Origin of the sequence: Bacillus bingmayongensis (assembly GCF_000299035.1) — a bacterium.
GTDB lineage: Bacteria > Bacillota > Bacilli > Bacillales > Bacillaceae_G > Bacillus_A > Bacillus_A bingmayongensis.
Genome location: NZ_JH921517.1, coordinates 909,042 through 925,646 on the forward strand (window position 1 = coordinate 909,042; position 16,605 = coordinate 925,646).

The window sequence follows — 16,605 nt, forward strand, 5'->3', positions numbered from 1 at the left end:
ATAAGTGAGACTAACTATAACAGAAAGGGGAAAGTGTATGCCGTATCATAAAGATAAACAGCAAGCTTTTCAAGCCGCACAACAAGGAGTCGTACAAGCAGAAAATTTATATAACAATATTGTGAAAAATGACCCGAATTATGGTCAGGATTTAAAGCATTTACGGCAAGAAGTTCAAGAGGCATATGAGCAAATTCAAAATGCACTTGAAGTAGCATCTGAAACACAACGTCCACAACTTGAGCAGTTTGAAAGTAATTTACAAAATATTATGCGAGATGTGGATCAGTTAGGTGATTGAACAGGTTGTTGTATGATTTCAACAACCTGTTCAATTCTGAAGTCAATATGTTGAAAAGAAAGATTCCTGTAATAATCATTTGTTTGATTTGTGTAGTACATATATTTCGAGTGGACAAAGTAGAAGCGAAAATGTTAATGAGAAAAGAATTGGAACCTACTGGTTATGTAACGTGGGAAGTACCGAATAACGAAAAACTTATTGCAATTACATTTGATGATGGTCCGGATCCTACATATACTCCTCAAGTGCTTAATTTATTGCGACAGTATAAAGCTGAAGCAACTTTTTTTATGATTGGTTTTCGAATTCAACGGAACCCATATTTAGTTAACAGGGTACTTAAGGAAGGGCATGAAATTGGGAATCACACGATGAATCATTTATATGCAAGAGATGCATCTAATGAAAAATTAAAAAACGATATTTTAGAGGAGAAACGATATTTACAAAAATGGGTAAAGGAACCTCTGCTTTTTCGTCCACCAGGAGGATATATTAACAATGCAGTATTTGCAACAGCAAAAGAAGCAGGTTATCAAATTGTGTTGTGGTCTTGGAATCAAGATCCGAAAGATTGGGCAGACCCAGGTACTGAATCCATTGTGAAGAATGTTGTAACAAATGCAAAAAGTGGTGATATTGTGCTACTTCATGATGGTGGAAGCGATCGAAGTCAAACTGTAGCTGCATTGGCTAAAATTTTACCAGCTCTCCAAAAGCAAGGCTATCGATTTGTAAAAGTTTCTGAATTGCTACGATATAGACATTAAAAGTCCCAAAAGATTATACTTTTGGGACTTTTCATTACTGATTCTTCTTCCGTTTTTTATTATTTTGACGCTGCTCTGGTGTTAGCGGCTCGTTTGAAAATTCTTCGTTATAACCAGTTCCTTGACCTTGAGCTGAAGCGGCGTTCATTCCTTGGATGATATGATTTGCTTTACGTTTACCCATTTGTTTTCACCTCTATAACGTTTTCTTTATAAAACAAATAATGAATTGTTCATTACATGTATGAACAGAAAAGAAAAGCCTCAAAAGAAAGCTTTACTTTATGGTAATAGTATTCATAAGGAGAACGAAGGCTATTCAAATTTCCAGAGATAAAGAAAACTTATGATAAACTATAAGTTTCTTATTATTTACTTATTTAGAAAGTTGTAATAAGATATTATCGTAAGGTATTGAAAAGTTTGTCTACATTTTATATTCAGACAACTTAGTCACGTTTAACAGGGGGGAAACATAATGGTCAAACACAATCCATTTCAATCTCGTGAAACATTTGAAGTAGATGGAAAAACGTATCATTATTATCAATTGAAAGCGCTTGAAAACGCAGGGGTTGGCAACGTATCACAATTACCATATTCAATTAAAGTTTTGCTTGAATCTGTACTTCGTCAAGTTGATGGACGTGTAATTACAGAAGAGCATGTTACAAATTTAGCGAAGTGGGGAACGACAGAAGTTCAAGATATCGATGTTCCATTTAAACCATCTCGCGTAATTTTACAAGACTTCACAGGTGTTCCAGCTGTTGTTGATTTGGCTTCTCTTCGAAAAGCAATGGCAGACATGGGGGGAGATCCTGATAAAATTAATCCGGAAATTACTGTAGACCTTGTAATCGATCACTCTGTACAGGTTGATAGAGCGGGTACAGCAGACGCGCTTGAATTCAACATGGACTTAGAGTTTAAACGTAATGAAGAACGTTATAAATTTTTAAGCTGGGCACAAAAATCATTTGATAATTATCGTGCAGTTCCACCAGCAACAGGTATTGTACACCAAGTAAACCTTGAGTATTTAGCGCCAGTCGTTCATGCGGTGAAAAATGCTGACGGCGAATTAATTGCATACCCAGATTCATTAGTTGGAACAGACTCTCATACTACAATGATCAATGGTATTGGCGTTCTTGGATGGGGCGTTGGTGGTATTGAGGCAGAAGCAGGAATGCTTGGACAACCTTCATACTTCCCAGTACCAGAAGTTATCGGTGTTAAGTTAACTGGTACACTTCCAAGTGGTACAACAGCAACAGACGTTGCATTAAAAGTAACGCAAGTGTTACGTCAAAAAGGTGTAGTTGGTAAATTTGTTGAGTTCTTCGGTAACGGACTAAAGAGCATGCCTTTAGCTGACCGTGCAACAATTTCAAACATGGCACCAGAATACGGCGCAACTTGTGGATTCTTCCCAATTGACGAGATTTCATTAGATTACTTACGTTTAACAGGAAGAGACGAAGAACAAATTCGCGTTGTTGAAGAATACTGTAAAGCAAACGGTTTATTCTATACAGCAGACAGCAAAGATCCAATTTATACAGATCTTGTTGAAATTGATTTAAATACAATTGAATCTAACCTTTCAGGACCAAAACGTCCACAAGATTTAATCCCTCTTTCAAATATGAAAGATGAGTTCCATAAAGCAGTTGTGGCACCAGTTGGAACGCAAGGACTTGGGTTCGATGAACAAGAATTTGATAAAGAAGTGAAAGTTGCATTAAAAGATCAAGAAGTAACGATGAAAACAGGTGCAATTGCAATCGCTGCGATTACAAGCTGTACAAATACATCTAACCCATACGTATTAATTGGTGCAGGCTTAGTTGCGAAAAAAGCAATTGAAAAAGGCCTTAAAGTACCTGGTTATGTAAAAACATCATTAGCACCAGGATCTAAAGTAGTAACGGAATACCTAGATAAATCAGGTTTAACAACTTATTTAGATCAGCTAGGATTCCAAACAGTTGGTTACGGCTGTACAACTTGTATCGGTAACTCTGGTCCATTAGCGTCAGAATTAGAGGAAGCAATTGCAGCAAATGACTTATTAGTAACATCTGTTTTATCTGGTAACCGTAACTTTGAAGGTCGTATTCATCCACTTGTAAAAGCGAACTACTTAGCATCACCACCGCTTGTTGTGGCATATGCGCTTGCAGGTACAGTTGATATCGACTTGAAAAATGATGCAATTGGCAAAGACGCAAACGGTAATCCGATTTACTTTAACGACATTTGGCCATCAGCGAAAGAAATTGAAGAAGTAGTTCAAAGCGTTGTAACATCTGAATTGTTCAAAAAAGAATATGCACAAGTATTTAACAGCAATGAACGCTGGAATGAAATCCAGACTTCAAATGAAGCGTTATATACTTGGGATAATGACTCAACATACATTCAAAACCCACCGTTCTTTGAAGGTTTATCAAAAGAACCAGGTGAAGTAGAAACACTTTCAGGTTTACGTGTAGTTGGTAAATTTGGAGACTCTGTAACAACAGACCATATTTCACCAGCAGGTTCAATCGGTAAACATACACCAGCGGGCCGCTATTTATTAGAAAATGGCGTACAGCCAGTTGACTTTAACTCTTATGGTTCTCGCCGTGGTAACCATGAAGTTATGATGCGTGGTACATTCGCAAATATTCGTATTAAAAACCAAATCGCACCAGGAACAGAAGGTGGATATACAACTTACTGGCCAACTGGCGAAGTAACATCTATCTATGATGCTGCAATGAAATATAAAGAAGACGGTACTGGACTTCTTGTAGTTGCTGGTAAAGATTACGGTATGGGAAGCTCTCGTGACTGGGCTGCGAAAGGTACAAACCTTTTAGGCATTAAAGCAGTTATCGCAGAAAGCTTCGAGCGTATTCACCGTAGTAACCTTGTACTAATGGGTGTATTACCATTACAATTTAAAGACGGAGAAAGTGCAGAAACATTAGGTCTTGTTGGTAACGAATCATTTGAAATTCAAATCGACAAAACAGTTAAACCACGTGACCTTGTAAAAGTAGTTGCAATTGACCCAGAAGGAAACGAAAAACAATTTGAAGTAGTAGCACGCTTCGATAGTGAAGTAGAAATTGACTACTACCGTCATGGTGGTATTCTGCAAATGGTTCTTCGTGAGAAAATTGAAGAATCTAAGGTGTCAAACTAAGTAAAATATTGTAAGTGAACGAGAAAAGTAAATATTTTCAATCAAAATTAGGAAGCTGACTGACGTTAGCTTCTTTTTCTTATTTAAAAGTAGGAGGAAGAATAATGTAGGAATATAAAAGGATTGTAACGACACATGATATAAAAAATGCGCTGATAGCAGACTGGATTGTCGTAATGAAGAAAGGTGTTATTGTTGAATGTGGGACGCCTCAAGAATTATTAAGCCATAATTCATTATTTAAAGAAATGCTATAGTTTTCATCAAAACAGGGGCTAAGTCAATGCCCCTGTTCGTTCATAGTTACTCTGGTTTATTGAGCTGATATTCGTATGTAGAGGAGTTTTCGGTATTAAATACTTTTACTAATGTAATTTTATTTGTGTCTGAATCATATTTGAAAATTTAAATGGTATGTCTATCGCCACTTTCAGGATCATTTTCTTGTAAAGCAAATGTATTTTCTGCAATTTGTGTCATATTACTAGTTGGTAAATTACCACTTGAAGAGTCGTGATTTGTGGAAACTTCAATCACTCTCTCTTTGTTGAAAAATATAAGGACTACGAGTAAGATTACAAAACATATACGCATATAGCGCAGTTCTTTACTAATTGGGTGTTCTCCCATAGTATTCATCCTTTCTGTGATTATTATGAACTAGAAATTGTTGTAATGGAATAGAAGCTAATAATGTCAAGAGTGGTGAATACGATAAATGATACTAAAGCTGTATAAATGCAAACACGGCCGATTTTTCTTCTTTCAGGATTTTTACTAAATAGGGATATAATCCATGCGATAATACCAATAGGGTAGAATATGAAACTAAAAGTATAATAAAAGTAACGGGATAGGTGAGTAATTGCAGAATGAGTATCACCTCATATGTTTATATTTTTGCGTAAACGTATTTGACGAGAGATCGTAGTTACAACTAGCCCTGTCATATAAAGAAAAGTTAGAATGAAGACAGTACTAATGATAGGAGATTTTTGAAGTGCGTATAATAATTTATCAATATAATAAATTTGATTTAAATCTGTAATTGATTTTGGAGAGAAGATTAAATATTTCTTCCAATTTTCTTCTATAGCAATCGTCGTACCTGTAGAGTGTGTGACAAGTAATGTGTAAAGAAAAAGAGGAAGCATAATCATGAGTTGTAAACCAATCAATCCGGTTTTATATTTTCCCCAGTACAACCAACGAGCTATTATAATTCCTACTAAATAGACAATAGATAATATAAAAACTGTAGTGAAAACTGGATTGTATTTAAAGGCATACAATAGTTTATCAATTTCATACACCTGATTGGAGCTTTCTGTTGTTTTAGGAGTGAAGACGATATGTTGTTTCCAGTCTTCTGAAATACTTAAGTAGCTGGCAGTCCAGCTTGTAATAAACAATGAGAAGAATAAAATGGGGAGAATGATAAAGTATTGTAACCAATGCAAAATAGTTTTATTCATAAATAATTACACCTCTTCCAAATTATAACTATTTTCATTATATGATAAAGAGAAAAAGTTTTCATTTTTATTAAGAATATTCTATTTATTTATCGGGAGAATATTTCCAAGGTTGTCCGTATAAGCTAAAATAAGTATCAATCCGATTGTAGGGATGTATATAATGAGATAAACGATAAGGGTGATGTATATGTGGCGAAAGCTTACCATTGTTGTAGTGTTGCTGTGCTTAGCGGGTTATGCAGTTTATGAACATCAGTTCGGAAAGAATGAAAAACAAGTAAGTGAAGAGCAAGTAAAAAGCGAAGCGACGATGAAAGAAGTCATTGCAAAGAACGGAATTGAAGTAGGAAAGAATGCACCTGATTTTGAGTTATCAAAATTAGATGGTACAAAAGTAAAATTATCAGATTTGAAAGGAAAGAAAGTTATCTTAAATTTCTGGGCAACGTGGTGTGGACCTTGTCAGCAAGAAATGCCGGATATGGAAGCCTTCTATAAGAAGCATAAAGATGATGTGGAGATTCTTGCTGTAAATTATACGGTTTCTGAAGGTGCTAATGGAGAAGAAAAAGTGAAAAAGTTTGTAGAAGATAAGGGAATAACATTTCCTATTTTACTTGATAAAGATATAAATGTTACAACAACGTATAAAGTAATCACTATTCCAACTTCTTATTTTGTGGATACAAAAGGTGTAATTCAAGATAAATTTATCGGGCCGATGACACAAAAAGAAATGGAGAAGAGAATTGCGAAAATAAAATAATGTTTAGGAGACAGAGAAGGTAAGAGGCCATTTCTGTCTTTTCTTTTTCATCAAACAGCTTGTTCATGATATGATAAAAGAAATTTGAACGATAATAGTAATGTAAGGAGAGTATATTGTGGGACATTTATCTTTGGCAGGAGACTATGTTGTGATTGACTTTGAAACGACAGGATTTAATCCTTATAATGATCGGATTATTCAAGTAGCAGCGGTAAGGTATCGCAATCATGAACTAGCAGATCAATTTGTTTCTTTCGTAAATCCAGAGCGTCCTATCCCTGACCGAATTACGAGTTTAACAGGGATTACAAATTATCGCGTTTCGGATGCTCCAACGATTCAGGAAGTTTTGCCGTTATTTTTAGCGTTTTTAGGTGAAGACACCATTGTTGCTCATAATGCTTCGTTTGATATGCGTTTTTTAAAGAGTAATGCAAATATGCTTAGATTGCCAGAATCTAAAAATATAGTAGTGGATACCGTGTTTTTAGCGAAAAAATATATGAAGCATGCCCCAAACCATAAGCTAGAAACTTTAAAAAGGATGCTCGGGATTCGCTTAAGTTCTCATAATGCACTTGACGATTGTATTACATGTGCAGCTGTGTATCAAAAATGTGCAATCGTGCAAGGAGAAGGGCGAAAGAAAACGAAAAAAGAAACAATTGAAGAAGATGCAGTGTATACATTAATAAAAGAAATGCTTGTGAAGAATAATCGTGATGTCGAATGGATTCGTTATGTAAGTGTCGGGAATTATTTAGATATTAAAGCTTTTTATCCGATTGTAAGAGTGAAGGTCAAAGGGCGTAAAAAATATGTTTTAACTGAAAAGACAGAACAAGAAATATTAGAGATATATCCTACTTTAAAATGTGAGCCGGCTTTAAAAAATGAAATAGGTATAACGAGAATTATGGTTGAAAGTCTAGAAGATTTTGCGACGTTAGAAAATTATATTTTAGAGGTTTATGACACAGTGATGCAAGCACTGAGTGAGTATAAAGAAAGTAAAATTAATGCAGATGAAGAAATTGAAAAATATTTAAGTATAATGAAATAATAAAAATGCTCAAAAATCCATCAGTTGTTAAAGGTCTACTGATGGATTTTTAATTGAATAGACTTTTCTTTACTAAAACATAAAATTTTCTCACAAATCTGATTAAAGAGTTTTTCATTTGCTCATACTAATTAGTAAGAAAGCGAAGGAGAAAGGATGAGCAGCATGAGAAGAAATCGTCGACAAACGTTTGAAGAACTTGTGAGGGAAAACAAGCGGCAACTATTAAGCGATCGTGATGCAATTGAACGGATTGAAGAACGAATTGAAAAGCGTTATGAAATGCAACTTTTTAAGCAGGCTGAATAATTCTTATCGCTAGTACGATACTAGTGATAAGGAGGCGATAAGAGTGGGAAATCCAAAAAAGAATTCCAAAGATTTTGCACCAGATCACATTGGAACACAGTCAAAAAAAGCTGGTGGAAATAAAGGGAAGCAAATGCAAGACCAGACAGGGAAACAACCGATTGTTGATAACGGTTAAAGAAAAGGAGAATGCTTTCATTCTCCTTTTCTTTATGTGCATACATAATCTAGTTCATTTTTGGAATGCTAACATGGTATGTATATTTCAACTAGGAGGGAAATGACATGGCAGAGCAATATAAATCGAATCCAGATGACCGAAGTGATAATGTAGAAAAACTGCAAGAAATGGTACAAAATACGATTGATAATTTTAATGAAGCAAAAGAAACGGCAGAGGTTTCGAATGAAAAAGATCGCGCTGCAATTGAAGCGAAAAATCAACGTCGTTTAGAGAGTATTGAATCGTTGAAAAGCGAAATAAAAGATGAATCTGAGTATGATGCGTAAAAAAGGCTGACAGTTGTCAGCCTTTTTTTGTAATCGAGAAATTTTCCACAAGTAAACGCCAATTTTGCGGGAAAGGAAGACCGATTTTCCAATAGCTAATCCCCCGAATCCCTTGTTCTTTTATTAAATTAAATTTACTCTGAACAGACCTGGCATCTTCAAACCATACTTCATGTTGTACACCATTTTCATCAAAGTAATTAAAGTGGGGTGCTTGTGCTGTGAAATCATATCGAATTGGAACATTATATTTACGAGCAAGTGCAACGGCCGCAACAGAACTGATTGCTTTGGCTGGTGGATTGCCTTCTTTAAAGGGAAGCTTCCAGTCGAAACCATATAAATTTTGTCCCATCATAATTTTTTGAGGTGGCATTTGAGATTTTGCATATTGAATTACCTGTTTCACGGGACCAATAGGAGATATAGCCATCGGTGGCCCGCCTTGCCATCCCCAGTCATATGTCATGATAACGACAAAGTCAACGATTTCTCCCTGTGCTTTGTAATCATGTGCTTCAAAAAATGGTCCTTTTTGCTTCGAACTTGTTTTTGGAACAAGCGTTGTACTTAATGTATAACCTTCTGGTAATCTTGATTTTACATTTCTTAAAAATCGATTGTATGCTTCACGATCTTCTGGAGCAACATTTTCAAAGTCGAAATGAATATCACGCATTCCATACTTCTCGGCTGCTTGCAAAATGTTGGTAATAAATTTATTTTGAATAGTAGCGCTTCGTAAAAAAATGGAGGCTAATTCCGCACTAAAATTACCGTTTTCAATATTCGTAATAACGAGCATGGGAATTGTTTGGCCTTGTGTTGCAATTTGGGCAATTTTTGCAGTTTCTGTTGGTTCTTTTAATGTTCCATCACGCAATGCTTCAAAGCTAAAGTAGGCTAAATATGTGAGATAAGGATTGATGGCCCGCGTGGCACTCACTAAACTTTCTTTAATTGGAATAGTAGAAGGTTGTAAATAGGCGATAGATTCTATTGCTCGCTTTGAGCCTTTTGGTACATATAATTGTTGACCGACGTGAAGGATGGATTTTAATGATAAGTTATTTACTTTTGCTAAGCTAGCGAGAGGGACGTTATATGTTTGAGAAATCCGATAAAGACTGTCTCCAGGTTGTACGTAATAATTATTTCCTCTTGTATTTACAATTAGTGCCTGACCAACAACAAGTGTTTCAGCTGGATTAAGTCCGTTGTCTTTTACAATTTCTTCGGGTGTAGTGCCGTATTTTGACGCTAAGCTATATACGCTATCACCGCTACGAACGGTTACAATTTGAATCATATACTCGCTCCTTTCAGTAAAAAGATCCACTGTTTCTATTTTATTTTTGATTTCACTGTATTATGATTAAATGTATGTGAGGAAACAGAAGTGAGAAGGAGATTGTGATATGTTTGTAGCAGAACACGAAATTGAGATCCGCTATGCGGAAACAGATCAAATGGGTGTGGTTTATCATTCAAATTACCTAGTATGGCTGGAATTAGGGCGTACTAAATTTATTCAAGAATTAGGGTTTTCATATATTGAGATGGAGAAAGATGGGATTGTTTCTCCTGTTTTGGATTTGCAAATTTCTTATCGTAAAGCGATGCGCTATGGAGAAAAAGCAATTGTGAAAACATGGGTAGAATCTGTTAGTCCATTGCGCGTTATATATGGATACGAAATTTATAATGGTGATGGAGAGCTTTGTATTACAGCCTCAACAACAAATATTTGTGCGAAAAGAGAAGGGTTTCGCCCCGTATCACTAAAAAAATTATATCCAGAGTGGTATGCGAAATATGAGGAAATTAAGAAGAAATAAAAAAAGTGTGGTAAGGAACCACACTTTTTTTATTTCTCATAATTAAATTGCGGGAAGTCATCACCGTCGTTAAGTGTAACGGATAAGTCATGCCCATCAAAGAACCACTCATCATCACCTTCAACGAAGAAAGTAATACCTTCTTCTTGAATTTGAACAGCAGGATGCGCAGGATCGTCTTTACGGATTCCTAAAGAAAGTCCTTTTTGAACAGTACTGCAACCACCATATTGTACGAAAAAGCGAAGTGTATCGCCAGATTGTAAGTTTAATTCATCTTTATACCAATTTACTGCTTCTTTTGTTACGGAAAGATTCATGTATAGTTCCTCCAAGTTATATTGCTTTTTCTTTAGTATAAAAAATAACGCAAAAAGACGCTATTAATATGCTTTGCGTTTTCTTTTTGCGTTATGTGGGTCACAACCTTACTTTTGTTTCTTTGTAAAATTCGCTTTCGGTTCAGTTTTATTTATAATTCGTCCAATATTAGCACGGTGTCTATAAATAACCATACCAGCTAATAAACACATCGCAACAATGAAGATTTTATCCCCAGTAACAATTGATGCGATAACAGCAACAACAGCTGTTACCATAGAAGAAAGTGATACGTATCTCGTTGTAAATAGAAGGGTGAAAAAGACAACGGCTAATATTGCAAAAATAATTGGCGCGTAGCATAAGAGTACTCCAGCAGAAGTTGCAACTGCTTTTCCGCCGCGGAATTTTGCAAAAATCGGATATACATGTCCAAGAACTGCAGCTAATCCAAACCAAAGGGGATGGATATCTAAGGCAAAAATTAACGGTAGAGCTGTCGCTAACGTTCCCTTTAAAATGTCAGCAATTGTAACGATAAAACCTGCTTTTTTCCCTAGCGTCCGAAATGTATTCGTTCCTCCTAAATTACCGCTACCATGCTCGCGAATATCGATTCCGTAACCAATTTTTCCGACAACAAGTGCAAATGGAATCGAGCCAAGTAAATAGGCAACGATAAATAAAAGATATGTAATAAGCATAAGTTCAGTCTCCTTTATTCAAATGTGTTGATAAAGGGTAAAAAGAGTTTTTCCCGTATATTGTACCATACATTTGTAAAGAGCACATTTCTTTTTTGTAAATGAAAAATTCAAAGTTTCTTAAAAAAACTTTCACAAGAATGTTAAATTTCTCACAGACCTACCAGGACTATATGTTGTATCATTTTGTTTGTGAATCAACAATATATAGTTGGAGGTCTGGGGAATGATAAAACAAAGTGCACGTGGAGAAGAATTAATGAAGATTTTTGAAACAATTGTCTACGGGAATGAGCAAGATTTAATGCAAGAAAATGCAAATGTTGATGGACGGTCTCCGATGGGAATGATGGGAACATTTGCATCGGAGAGTGCAAAATATTATGCAATGGAACAATTGCTTTCTGAGCGAGTAAAAAAAGCAATTGACCAAAATATATTATACCCACATGATTTAGATTTTTATGCGACAGGTACGACAACATGTTCGCAAATTCCTTTAGCACAAATGTTTGAAAAAGGATTTCATACCGGGCATGGACATATGAGGCAACCACAAGATATTAAAAGTGCGTTGGCACTTTCTTCGATTATTTTTCAAGCAAATCAAAACATGCAACACGGCGGTCAATCATTTGCGTTATTTGACATTGATTTAGCACCGTATGTGAGAAAAACATTTGAGAGAAATAAGAACAGATTAGGAACGTATCCGCTAACAAAAGAGCAAGTAGAAGAGTTTGCATGGAAAGAAACAGAAAACGATACGTATCAAGCTTGTGAAGCTTTTATTCATAATTCCAATAGTATGCACAGCCGAGGAGGTGGGCAAGTTCCATTTATTTCTATTAATTACGGAACGGACACATCGAAAGAAGGAAGATTGTTAATTAAACAATTATTACGAGCGACGCAGGCGGGATTAGGAAAAGGTGAAACACCTATCTTCCCTATTCAAATCTTTAAACTGAAAAAAGGTGTCAATTTTGAAGAGAATGATCCGAACTATGATTTATTTGAATTGGCATTAGAAACGACAGCAGAAAGATTATTCCCGAATTTTTCATTTTTAGATGCGCCATTTAATGCAGTGCATTATGATGGTCGTCCAGAAAGCGAAGTATGTTATATGGGCTGTCGTACTCGTGTTATGTCTAATATTCATGGTGAAGAGACCGCAATTGGAAGAGGGAATTTATCGTTTACTTCCATTAACCTAGTGAAATTAGGATTGATTAGCGGATCGAAAGAAACATTTTTTGAAGCTTTAAATTATTATGTGGATCTTGGTATTCGTCAACTACTAGAAAGATTTGCTTACCAATGTACGAAAAAGGCAAGAGATTTTCACTTTTTATATTCACAAGGAGTATGGCGGGGCGGAGAAAGATTGCATCCTGAAGATTCTGTTGCTGAAATTTTAAAACAAGGAACGTTAAGTATTGGGTTTATCGGTCTTGCAGAATGTTTAGTTGCTTTAACAGGAAAACATCATGGGGAAGATAAAGAATCATGGGATCTTGGGAATGAAATCGTAACTTTTATGAGGCAGAAGATGGATCAAGCGACGGAAGAACATCAGCTGAATTTCTCTTTAATTGCCACTCCTGCAGAAGGGTTATCAGGAAAGTTTGTTAAAAAAGATCGAGATGAATTTGGAATCATTAGCGGTGTGACAAATCATAATTATTATACAAATTCATTCCATATTCCAGTTTATTACCGGGTTCAAGCAATTGATAAAATACGTTTAGAAGGACCGTTTCATGCACTTTGTAATGGTGGACATATAACGTATATTGAATTAGATGGAGCGGCAGTTCATAACCAAAAAGCATTGAAGCAAATTGTCCAGGCAATGGCGCAGTATGGGGTAGGATATGGATCGATTAATCACCCTGTGGATCGTTGTAAAAGCTGTGGCTATCACGGTGTAATTGATAATGAATGTCCAAGTTGCGGGAATGAAGAAGAGCATCAAATAGAAAGAATTCGTCGTATTACCGGATATCTTGTAGGTGATATGTCCAAATGGAATAGTGCAAAGCGCAGTGAAGAAGCGGATCGGGTGAAACATAAATGAGAGTAATGAATATTATTCATGATAGTGTAGTAGATGGGGAAGGATTGCGGACAGTCGTGTTTTTTGCGGGCTGTCCGCATCGTTGTTTAGGATGTCATAATCCGAAGTCATGGAATATTTGTAATGGAACTGAAATGACTGTAGAAGAAATTGTGAAAGAGATTGCCAAAAATCCGCTTACTGATGTAACATTTTCAGGTGGGGATCCATTTTTTCAAGCTGCAGAAGTAAAAGAAGTAGCAAAAGCAGTGAAGGCTTTGAAGAAAAACTTATGGATTTACACAGGTTATACGCTAGAAGAGATACAGAGTTCTCAAAATAATGATATGATAGAGTTGTTACATTATGGGGATGTTCTGGTCGATGGAAGGTTTGAACTTGAAAAAAGAGATTTAACACTTCCATTTCGCGGAAGCTCCAATCAACGTATTATTCGATTGAAAGAGTAAAAAGGCGGGATAGGTCAGATGAATAAAACAGTATTACTTGTTGAAGACGAAAGAAGATTACGCGAAATTGTTAGTGATTATTTTCGCAATGAAGGTTTTGAAGTGATAGAAGCTGAAGATGGAAAACAAGCGTTAGAATTATTTGCTGAACATACAATTGATTTAATTATGTTAGATATCATGTTGCCAGAGATAGATGGTTGGTCTGTTTGTCGTCGTATTCGCAAAGAGTCAGCGGTACCAATTATTATGCTTACAGCACGTTCTGACGAAGATGACACATTGTTAGGTTTTGAACTTGGAGCTGATGAATATGTAACAAAGCCTTTTAGTCCAAAAGTACTAGTAGCTAGGGCGAAAACTTTATTAAAGCGTGCTGATGGGGCAGTAGGAGTTGTAGAAGAGAATGTACTTTCTATGGCTGGAATCGATGTAAATCGTCTTTCGCGTACTGTATTGGTAGACGGAGAAGAAATTATATTAACGCATAAAGAATTTGAACTTCTTGTTTATTTAATGGAGAATAAAGGAATCGTATTATCGCGTCAGCATCTATTAGATCAACTTTGGGGATATGATTATTATGGTGATGATCGTACTGTCGATACACATATAAAAAAATTGCGAAATAAGTTAGGGGATAAAGCAAAACATATCGGAACGGTTATTCGAGTTGGATATAAGTTCGAGGAATAATTTTTAAATACTATGCAATTCAACTTGAGAATATAGTACATTTACACTCTCTTTTGTAGATGAAAATGTACAAATTATAGATTTTTTGTCTACAATAATGAATAAGAGTATTTTTTTAATTGGATTTCACGATGAGTTCACAAGAAGGACACAAAATGTGACTATACTGAAAATACGAATTCAGCAGAGAGGGGATATCAATTATGGGATATTATGACGGACCAAATATGAATGAAGAGCATAGTGAAACGAGAGAAGTTAGAAAATCAGGCAGTAAAAAAGGATATTTTTTCACTGGTTTAATTGGAGCGGTTGTCGGAGCTGTTTCCATTAGTTTTGCAGCACCGTATATGCCATGGGCAAATGGAAACGGGACGGCTGTTTCATCGCCACAATCTTCTAATTCAAAAGTAGAGGGAACTGTGGTTCCTGTTGTAAATAAAGCAAAAGGTGAAACGGATTTACCTGGTATGATTGAAGGAGCTAAAGAGGTTGTTGTAGGTGTCATCAACATGCAAAAGAGCATAGATCCATTTGCAATGGAGCAAGTAGGTGAAGAACAACAAGCTGGAACAGGATCGGGCGTAATTTATAAAAAAGCTGGAAATAAAGCTCTTATCGTTACGAATAATCATGTAGTAGATGGAGCGAATAAACTTGCAGTAAAACTAAGTGATGGTAAAACAGTAGACGCAAAATTAGTTGGGAAAGACCCTTGGTTAGATTTGGCTGTTGTAGAGATTGATGGATCTAATATAAATAAAGTAGCAACACTTGGTGATTCCAGTAAAATTCGCGCTGGCGAATCAGCTATTGCAATTGGGAATCCATTAGGCTTTGATGGCAGTGTAACAGAGGGAATCATTAGTAGTAAAGAACGCGAAATTCCAGTGGATATTAATGGTGACAAACAGGCGGATTGGCAAGCACAAGTTATTCAAACAGATGCAGCAATTAACCCTGGGAACAGTGGTGGTGCCTTATTTAACCAAAACGGTGAAGTTATCGGGATTAACTCTAGTAAAATTGCACAGCAAGAAGTAGAAGGAATTGGTTTTGCGATTCCAATTAATGTTGCAAAACCAGTGATTGAATCTCTTGAAAAAGATGGTACAGTAAAACGTCCAGCGATGGGAGTAGGTGTTGCATCGCTTGCGGATTACCCACCGTATGCATTAGGGCAATTAAAATTACCAAAAGATGTTACAGATGGTGTTCTCTTAAACAAAATTTATCCCGTTTCACCAGCTGAAAAGGCAGGACTTCAGCAGTATGATGTTGTTGTAGCATTAGATGGACAAAAAATTGAAAATGCGCTTCAATTCCGTAAATATTTATATGAAAAGAAAAAAGTAGGCGACAAAATTGAGCTTACATTCTATCGAAATGGTGAAAAAATGACGAAAACAGCTACATTAGCTGATAACTCTGCTGCGACGAATTAATAGAGAAAGTCTCTTTCGTATTGAAAGAGACTTTCTTTATCGGCTATACTAAAAGAATAGGAGGGATTTAATATGACAATTGAAAACCCAACTCGGACGGAAATTGGTGAAGTATTGAAAAATAGTAAAACAATTGCGGTTGTTGGATTATCTAACAAACCAGAACGTACATCATATATGGTTTCAAAAGCGATGCAAGATGCAGGATATCGTATTATCCCAGTAAACCCGGCCATAGATGAAGTGCTAGGGGAAAAAGCTGTCCCGTCATTAAAAGACATTAAGGAGCATGTCGATATAGTAAATGTATTTCGTCGTTCCGAATTTTTAATGGGCGTTGCAAAGGAATTTGTGGAGATTGATGCGGATGTTTTTTGGGCACAATTAGGAGTACAAGATGAAGATACATATAAATTTTTAAAGGAAAAGGGCTATACTGTTATTATGGATCGTTGTATAAAGGTAGAGCATGCGATGACGAGGTAGTATAGACATTGTAAACGAAAGGTCGATTCAGCTTTAGTTAACACTTAGGAACTAAGCAGATGAACGAGGTGTTCATCATGAGATTTTTTAAAGGCTGTTTGTGGGGATTGCTACTTGTTATCCCATTTTGGATAATTGTCATTTGGGTAATTGTAAAATGGTGGAGTGTATAATTGGA

At 35.9% G+C, this 16,605-nt stretch carries 20 protein-coding genes and 2 pseudogenes; 15 read left to right on the plus strand and 7 right to left on the minus strand.

The features are described 5' to 3' along the window. Positions 1-37: 37 nt before the first annotated feature. Complete coding sequence (locus Y7E_RS0111765; RefSeq protein WP_017151452.1) at positions 38-301, plus strand: hypothetical protein; 264 nt, start codon at positions 38-40, stop codon at positions 299-301. Between the two features lie 47 nt (positions 302-348). Next, positions 349-1,074, plus strand: coding sequence for a polysaccharide deacetylase family protein (locus tag Y7E_RS0111770; protein WP_026049183.1), 726 nt, complete (start codon positions 349-351; stop codon positions 1,072-1,074). 34 nt (positions 1,075-1,108) lie between these two features. Here the strand turns inward: Y7E_RS0111770 and sspO are convergent, their stop codons facing one another. Continuing rightward, positions 1,109-1,258, minus strand: a complete 150-nt coding sequence (sspO, locus tag Y7E_RS0111775; protein WP_017151454.1) for a small acid-soluble spore protein O — start codon at positions 1,256-1,258, stop codon at positions 1,109-1,111. A 294-nt stretch (positions 1,259-1,552) separates the two neighbouring features. Between sspO and acnA the strand changes: the two genes are divergently transcribed. Next, on the plus strand, positions 1,553-4,276 hold the full coding sequence (gene acnA / locus Y7E_RS0111780; RefSeq protein WP_017151455.1) for an aconitate hydratase AcnA: 2,724 nt from the start codon (positions 1,553-1,555) through the stop codon (positions 4,274-4,276). A gap of 119 nt (positions 4,277-4,395) precedes the next feature. Continuing rightward, positions 4,396-4,533 (plus strand): annotated as a pseudogene (locus Y7E_RS34305) (ABC transporter ATP-binding protein); the annotation flags it as partial. A gap of 46 nt (positions 4,534-4,579) precedes the next feature. On the opposite strand, the pseudogene Y7E_RS29575 reads toward Y7E_RS34305, so the two are convergent. The 3 genes and pseudogenes from Y7E_RS29575 to Y7E_RS0111790 all read right to left on the minus strand — a co-directional run bounded on the left by Y7E_RS29575 (position 4,580) and on the right by Y7E_RS0111790 (position 5,751). Then, a pseudogene (locus tag Y7E_RS29575) lies at positions 4,580-4,906 on the minus strand (YmzC family protein). A gap of 23 nt (positions 4,907-4,929) precedes the next feature. After that, complete coding sequence (locus tag Y7E_RS34310) at positions 4,930-5,142, minus strand: hypothetical protein (protein WP_081584625.1); 213 nt, start codon at positions 5,140-5,142, stop codon at positions 4,930-4,932. 18 nt (positions 5,143-5,160) lie between these two features. Beyond that, positions 5,161-5,751: a DUF4306 domain-containing protein gene (locus Y7E_RS0111790; RefSeq protein WP_017151457.1), complete on the minus strand. Its 591-nt coding sequence runs from the start codon at positions 5,749-5,751 to the stop codon at positions 5,161-5,163. A gap of 190 nt (positions 5,752-5,941) precedes the next feature. Here Y7E_RS0111790 and Y7E_RS0111795 point away from each other — a divergent pair, with 190 nt between their 5' ends. The 5 genes from Y7E_RS0111795 (at position 5,942) to tlp (ending at position 8,405) form a co-directional block, all read left to right on the plus strand. Next, a complete protein-coding gene (locus tag Y7E_RS0111795; RefSeq protein WP_017151458.1) occupies positions 5,942-6,520 on the plus strand; it encodes a redoxin domain-containing protein in 579 nt (192 codons plus the stop codon). 118 nt (positions 6,521-6,638) lie between these two features. Then, on the plus strand, positions 6,639-7,586 hold the full coding sequence (locus tag Y7E_RS0111800; protein WP_017151459.1) for a 3'-5' exonuclease: 948 nt from the start codon (positions 6,639-6,641) through the stop codon (positions 7,584-7,586). A 165-nt stretch (positions 7,587-7,751) separates the two neighbouring features. Beyond that, on the plus strand, positions 7,752-7,895 hold the full coding sequence (locus Y7E_RS30930) for an FbpB family small basic protein (protein ID WP_017151460.1): 144 nt from the start codon (positions 7,752-7,754) through the stop codon (positions 7,893-7,895). 43 nt (positions 7,896-7,938) lie between these two features. Beyond that, positions 7,939-8,073, plus strand: a complete 135-nt coding sequence (sspN, locus tag Y7E_RS0111810; protein WP_000527986.1) for an acid-soluble spore protein SspN — start codon at positions 7,939-7,941, stop codon at positions 8,071-8,073. Positions 8,074-8,180: 107 nt separating this feature from the next. Beyond that, positions 8,181-8,405 carry a small acid-soluble spore protein Tlp gene (gene tlp / locus Y7E_RS0111815; RefSeq protein WP_017151461.1) on the plus strand — a complete coding sequence of 75 codons (225 nt, stop codon included), beginning with the start codon at positions 8,181-8,183 and terminating at the stop codon, positions 8,403-8,405. A gap of 16 nt (positions 8,406-8,421) precedes the next feature. Here the strand turns inward: tlp and Y7E_RS0111820 are convergent, their stop codons facing one another. Then, complete coding sequence (locus tag Y7E_RS0111820; RefSeq protein WP_017151462.1) at positions 8,422-9,714, minus strand: glycoside hydrolase family 18 protein; 1,293 nt, start codon at positions 9,712-9,714, stop codon at positions 8,422-8,424. Positions 9,715-9,823: 109 nt separating this feature from the next. On the opposite strand from Y7E_RS0111820, the gene Y7E_RS0111825 reads away from it, so the two are divergent. Continuing rightward, complete coding sequence (locus Y7E_RS0111825) at positions 9,824-10,243, plus strand: acyl-CoA thioesterase (RefSeq protein WP_017151463.1); 420 nt, start codon at positions 9,824-9,826, stop codon at positions 10,241-10,243. Positions 10,244-10,272: 29 nt separating this feature from the next. Here Y7E_RS0111825 and Y7E_RS0111830 read toward each other — a convergent pair whose 3' ends face one another. Continuing rightward, positions 10,273-10,563 carry a HesB/YadR/YfhF family protein gene (locus Y7E_RS0111830; RefSeq protein WP_017151464.1) on the minus strand — a complete coding sequence of 97 codons (291 nt, stop codon included), beginning with the start codon at positions 10,561-10,563 and terminating at the stop codon, positions 10,273-10,275. 108 nt (positions 10,564-10,671) lie between these two features. After that, positions 10,672-11,268, minus strand: a complete 597-nt coding sequence (gene plsY / locus Y7E_RS0111835) for a glycerol-3-phosphate 1-O-acyltransferase PlsY (protein ID WP_017151465.1) — start codon at positions 11,266-11,268, stop codon at positions 10,672-10,674. A gap of 226 nt (positions 11,269-11,494) precedes the next feature. Here plsY and Y7E_RS0111840 point away from each other — a divergent pair, with 226 nt between their 5' ends. The 5 genes from Y7E_RS0111840 to Y7E_RS0111860 all read left to right on the plus strand — a co-directional run bounded on the left by Y7E_RS0111840 (position 11,495) and on the right by Y7E_RS0111860 (position 16,427). Then, entirely contained in the window at positions 11,495-13,351 is a 1,857-nt protein-coding gene (locus Y7E_RS0111840; protein ID WP_017151466.1) for an anaerobic ribonucleoside triphosphate reductase, read from the plus strand. After that, positions 13,348-13,800: an anaerobic ribonucleoside-triphosphate reductase activating protein gene (gene nrdG / locus Y7E_RS0111845; protein ID WP_017151467.1), complete on the plus strand. Its 453-nt coding sequence runs from the start codon at positions 13,348-13,350 to the stop codon at positions 13,798-13,800. Before Y7E_RS0111840 ends, nrdG begins: the two co-directional genes overlap by 4 nt. Positions 13,801-13,818: 18 nt before the next feature. Next, on the plus strand, positions 13,819-14,496 hold the full coding sequence (locus Y7E_RS0111850; RefSeq protein ID WP_017151468.1) for a response regulator transcription factor: 678 nt from the start codon (positions 13,819-13,821) through the stop codon (positions 14,494-14,496). A gap of 203 nt (positions 14,497-14,699) precedes the next feature. After that, positions 14,700-15,941 (plus strand): S1C family serine protease, encoded by a 1,242-nt coding sequence (locus Y7E_RS0111855; RefSeq protein ID WP_017151469.1) that lies wholly within the window; start codon positions 14,700-14,702, stop codon positions 15,939-15,941. 72 nt (positions 15,942-16,013) lie between these two features. After that, positions 16,014-16,427 carry a CoA-binding protein gene (locus Y7E_RS0111860; RefSeq protein ID WP_017151470.1) on the plus strand — a complete coding sequence of 138 codons (414 nt, stop codon included), beginning with the start codon at positions 16,014-16,016 and terminating at the stop codon, positions 16,425-16,427. The last annotated feature ends 178 nt before the right edge of the window (positions 16,428-16,605 follow it).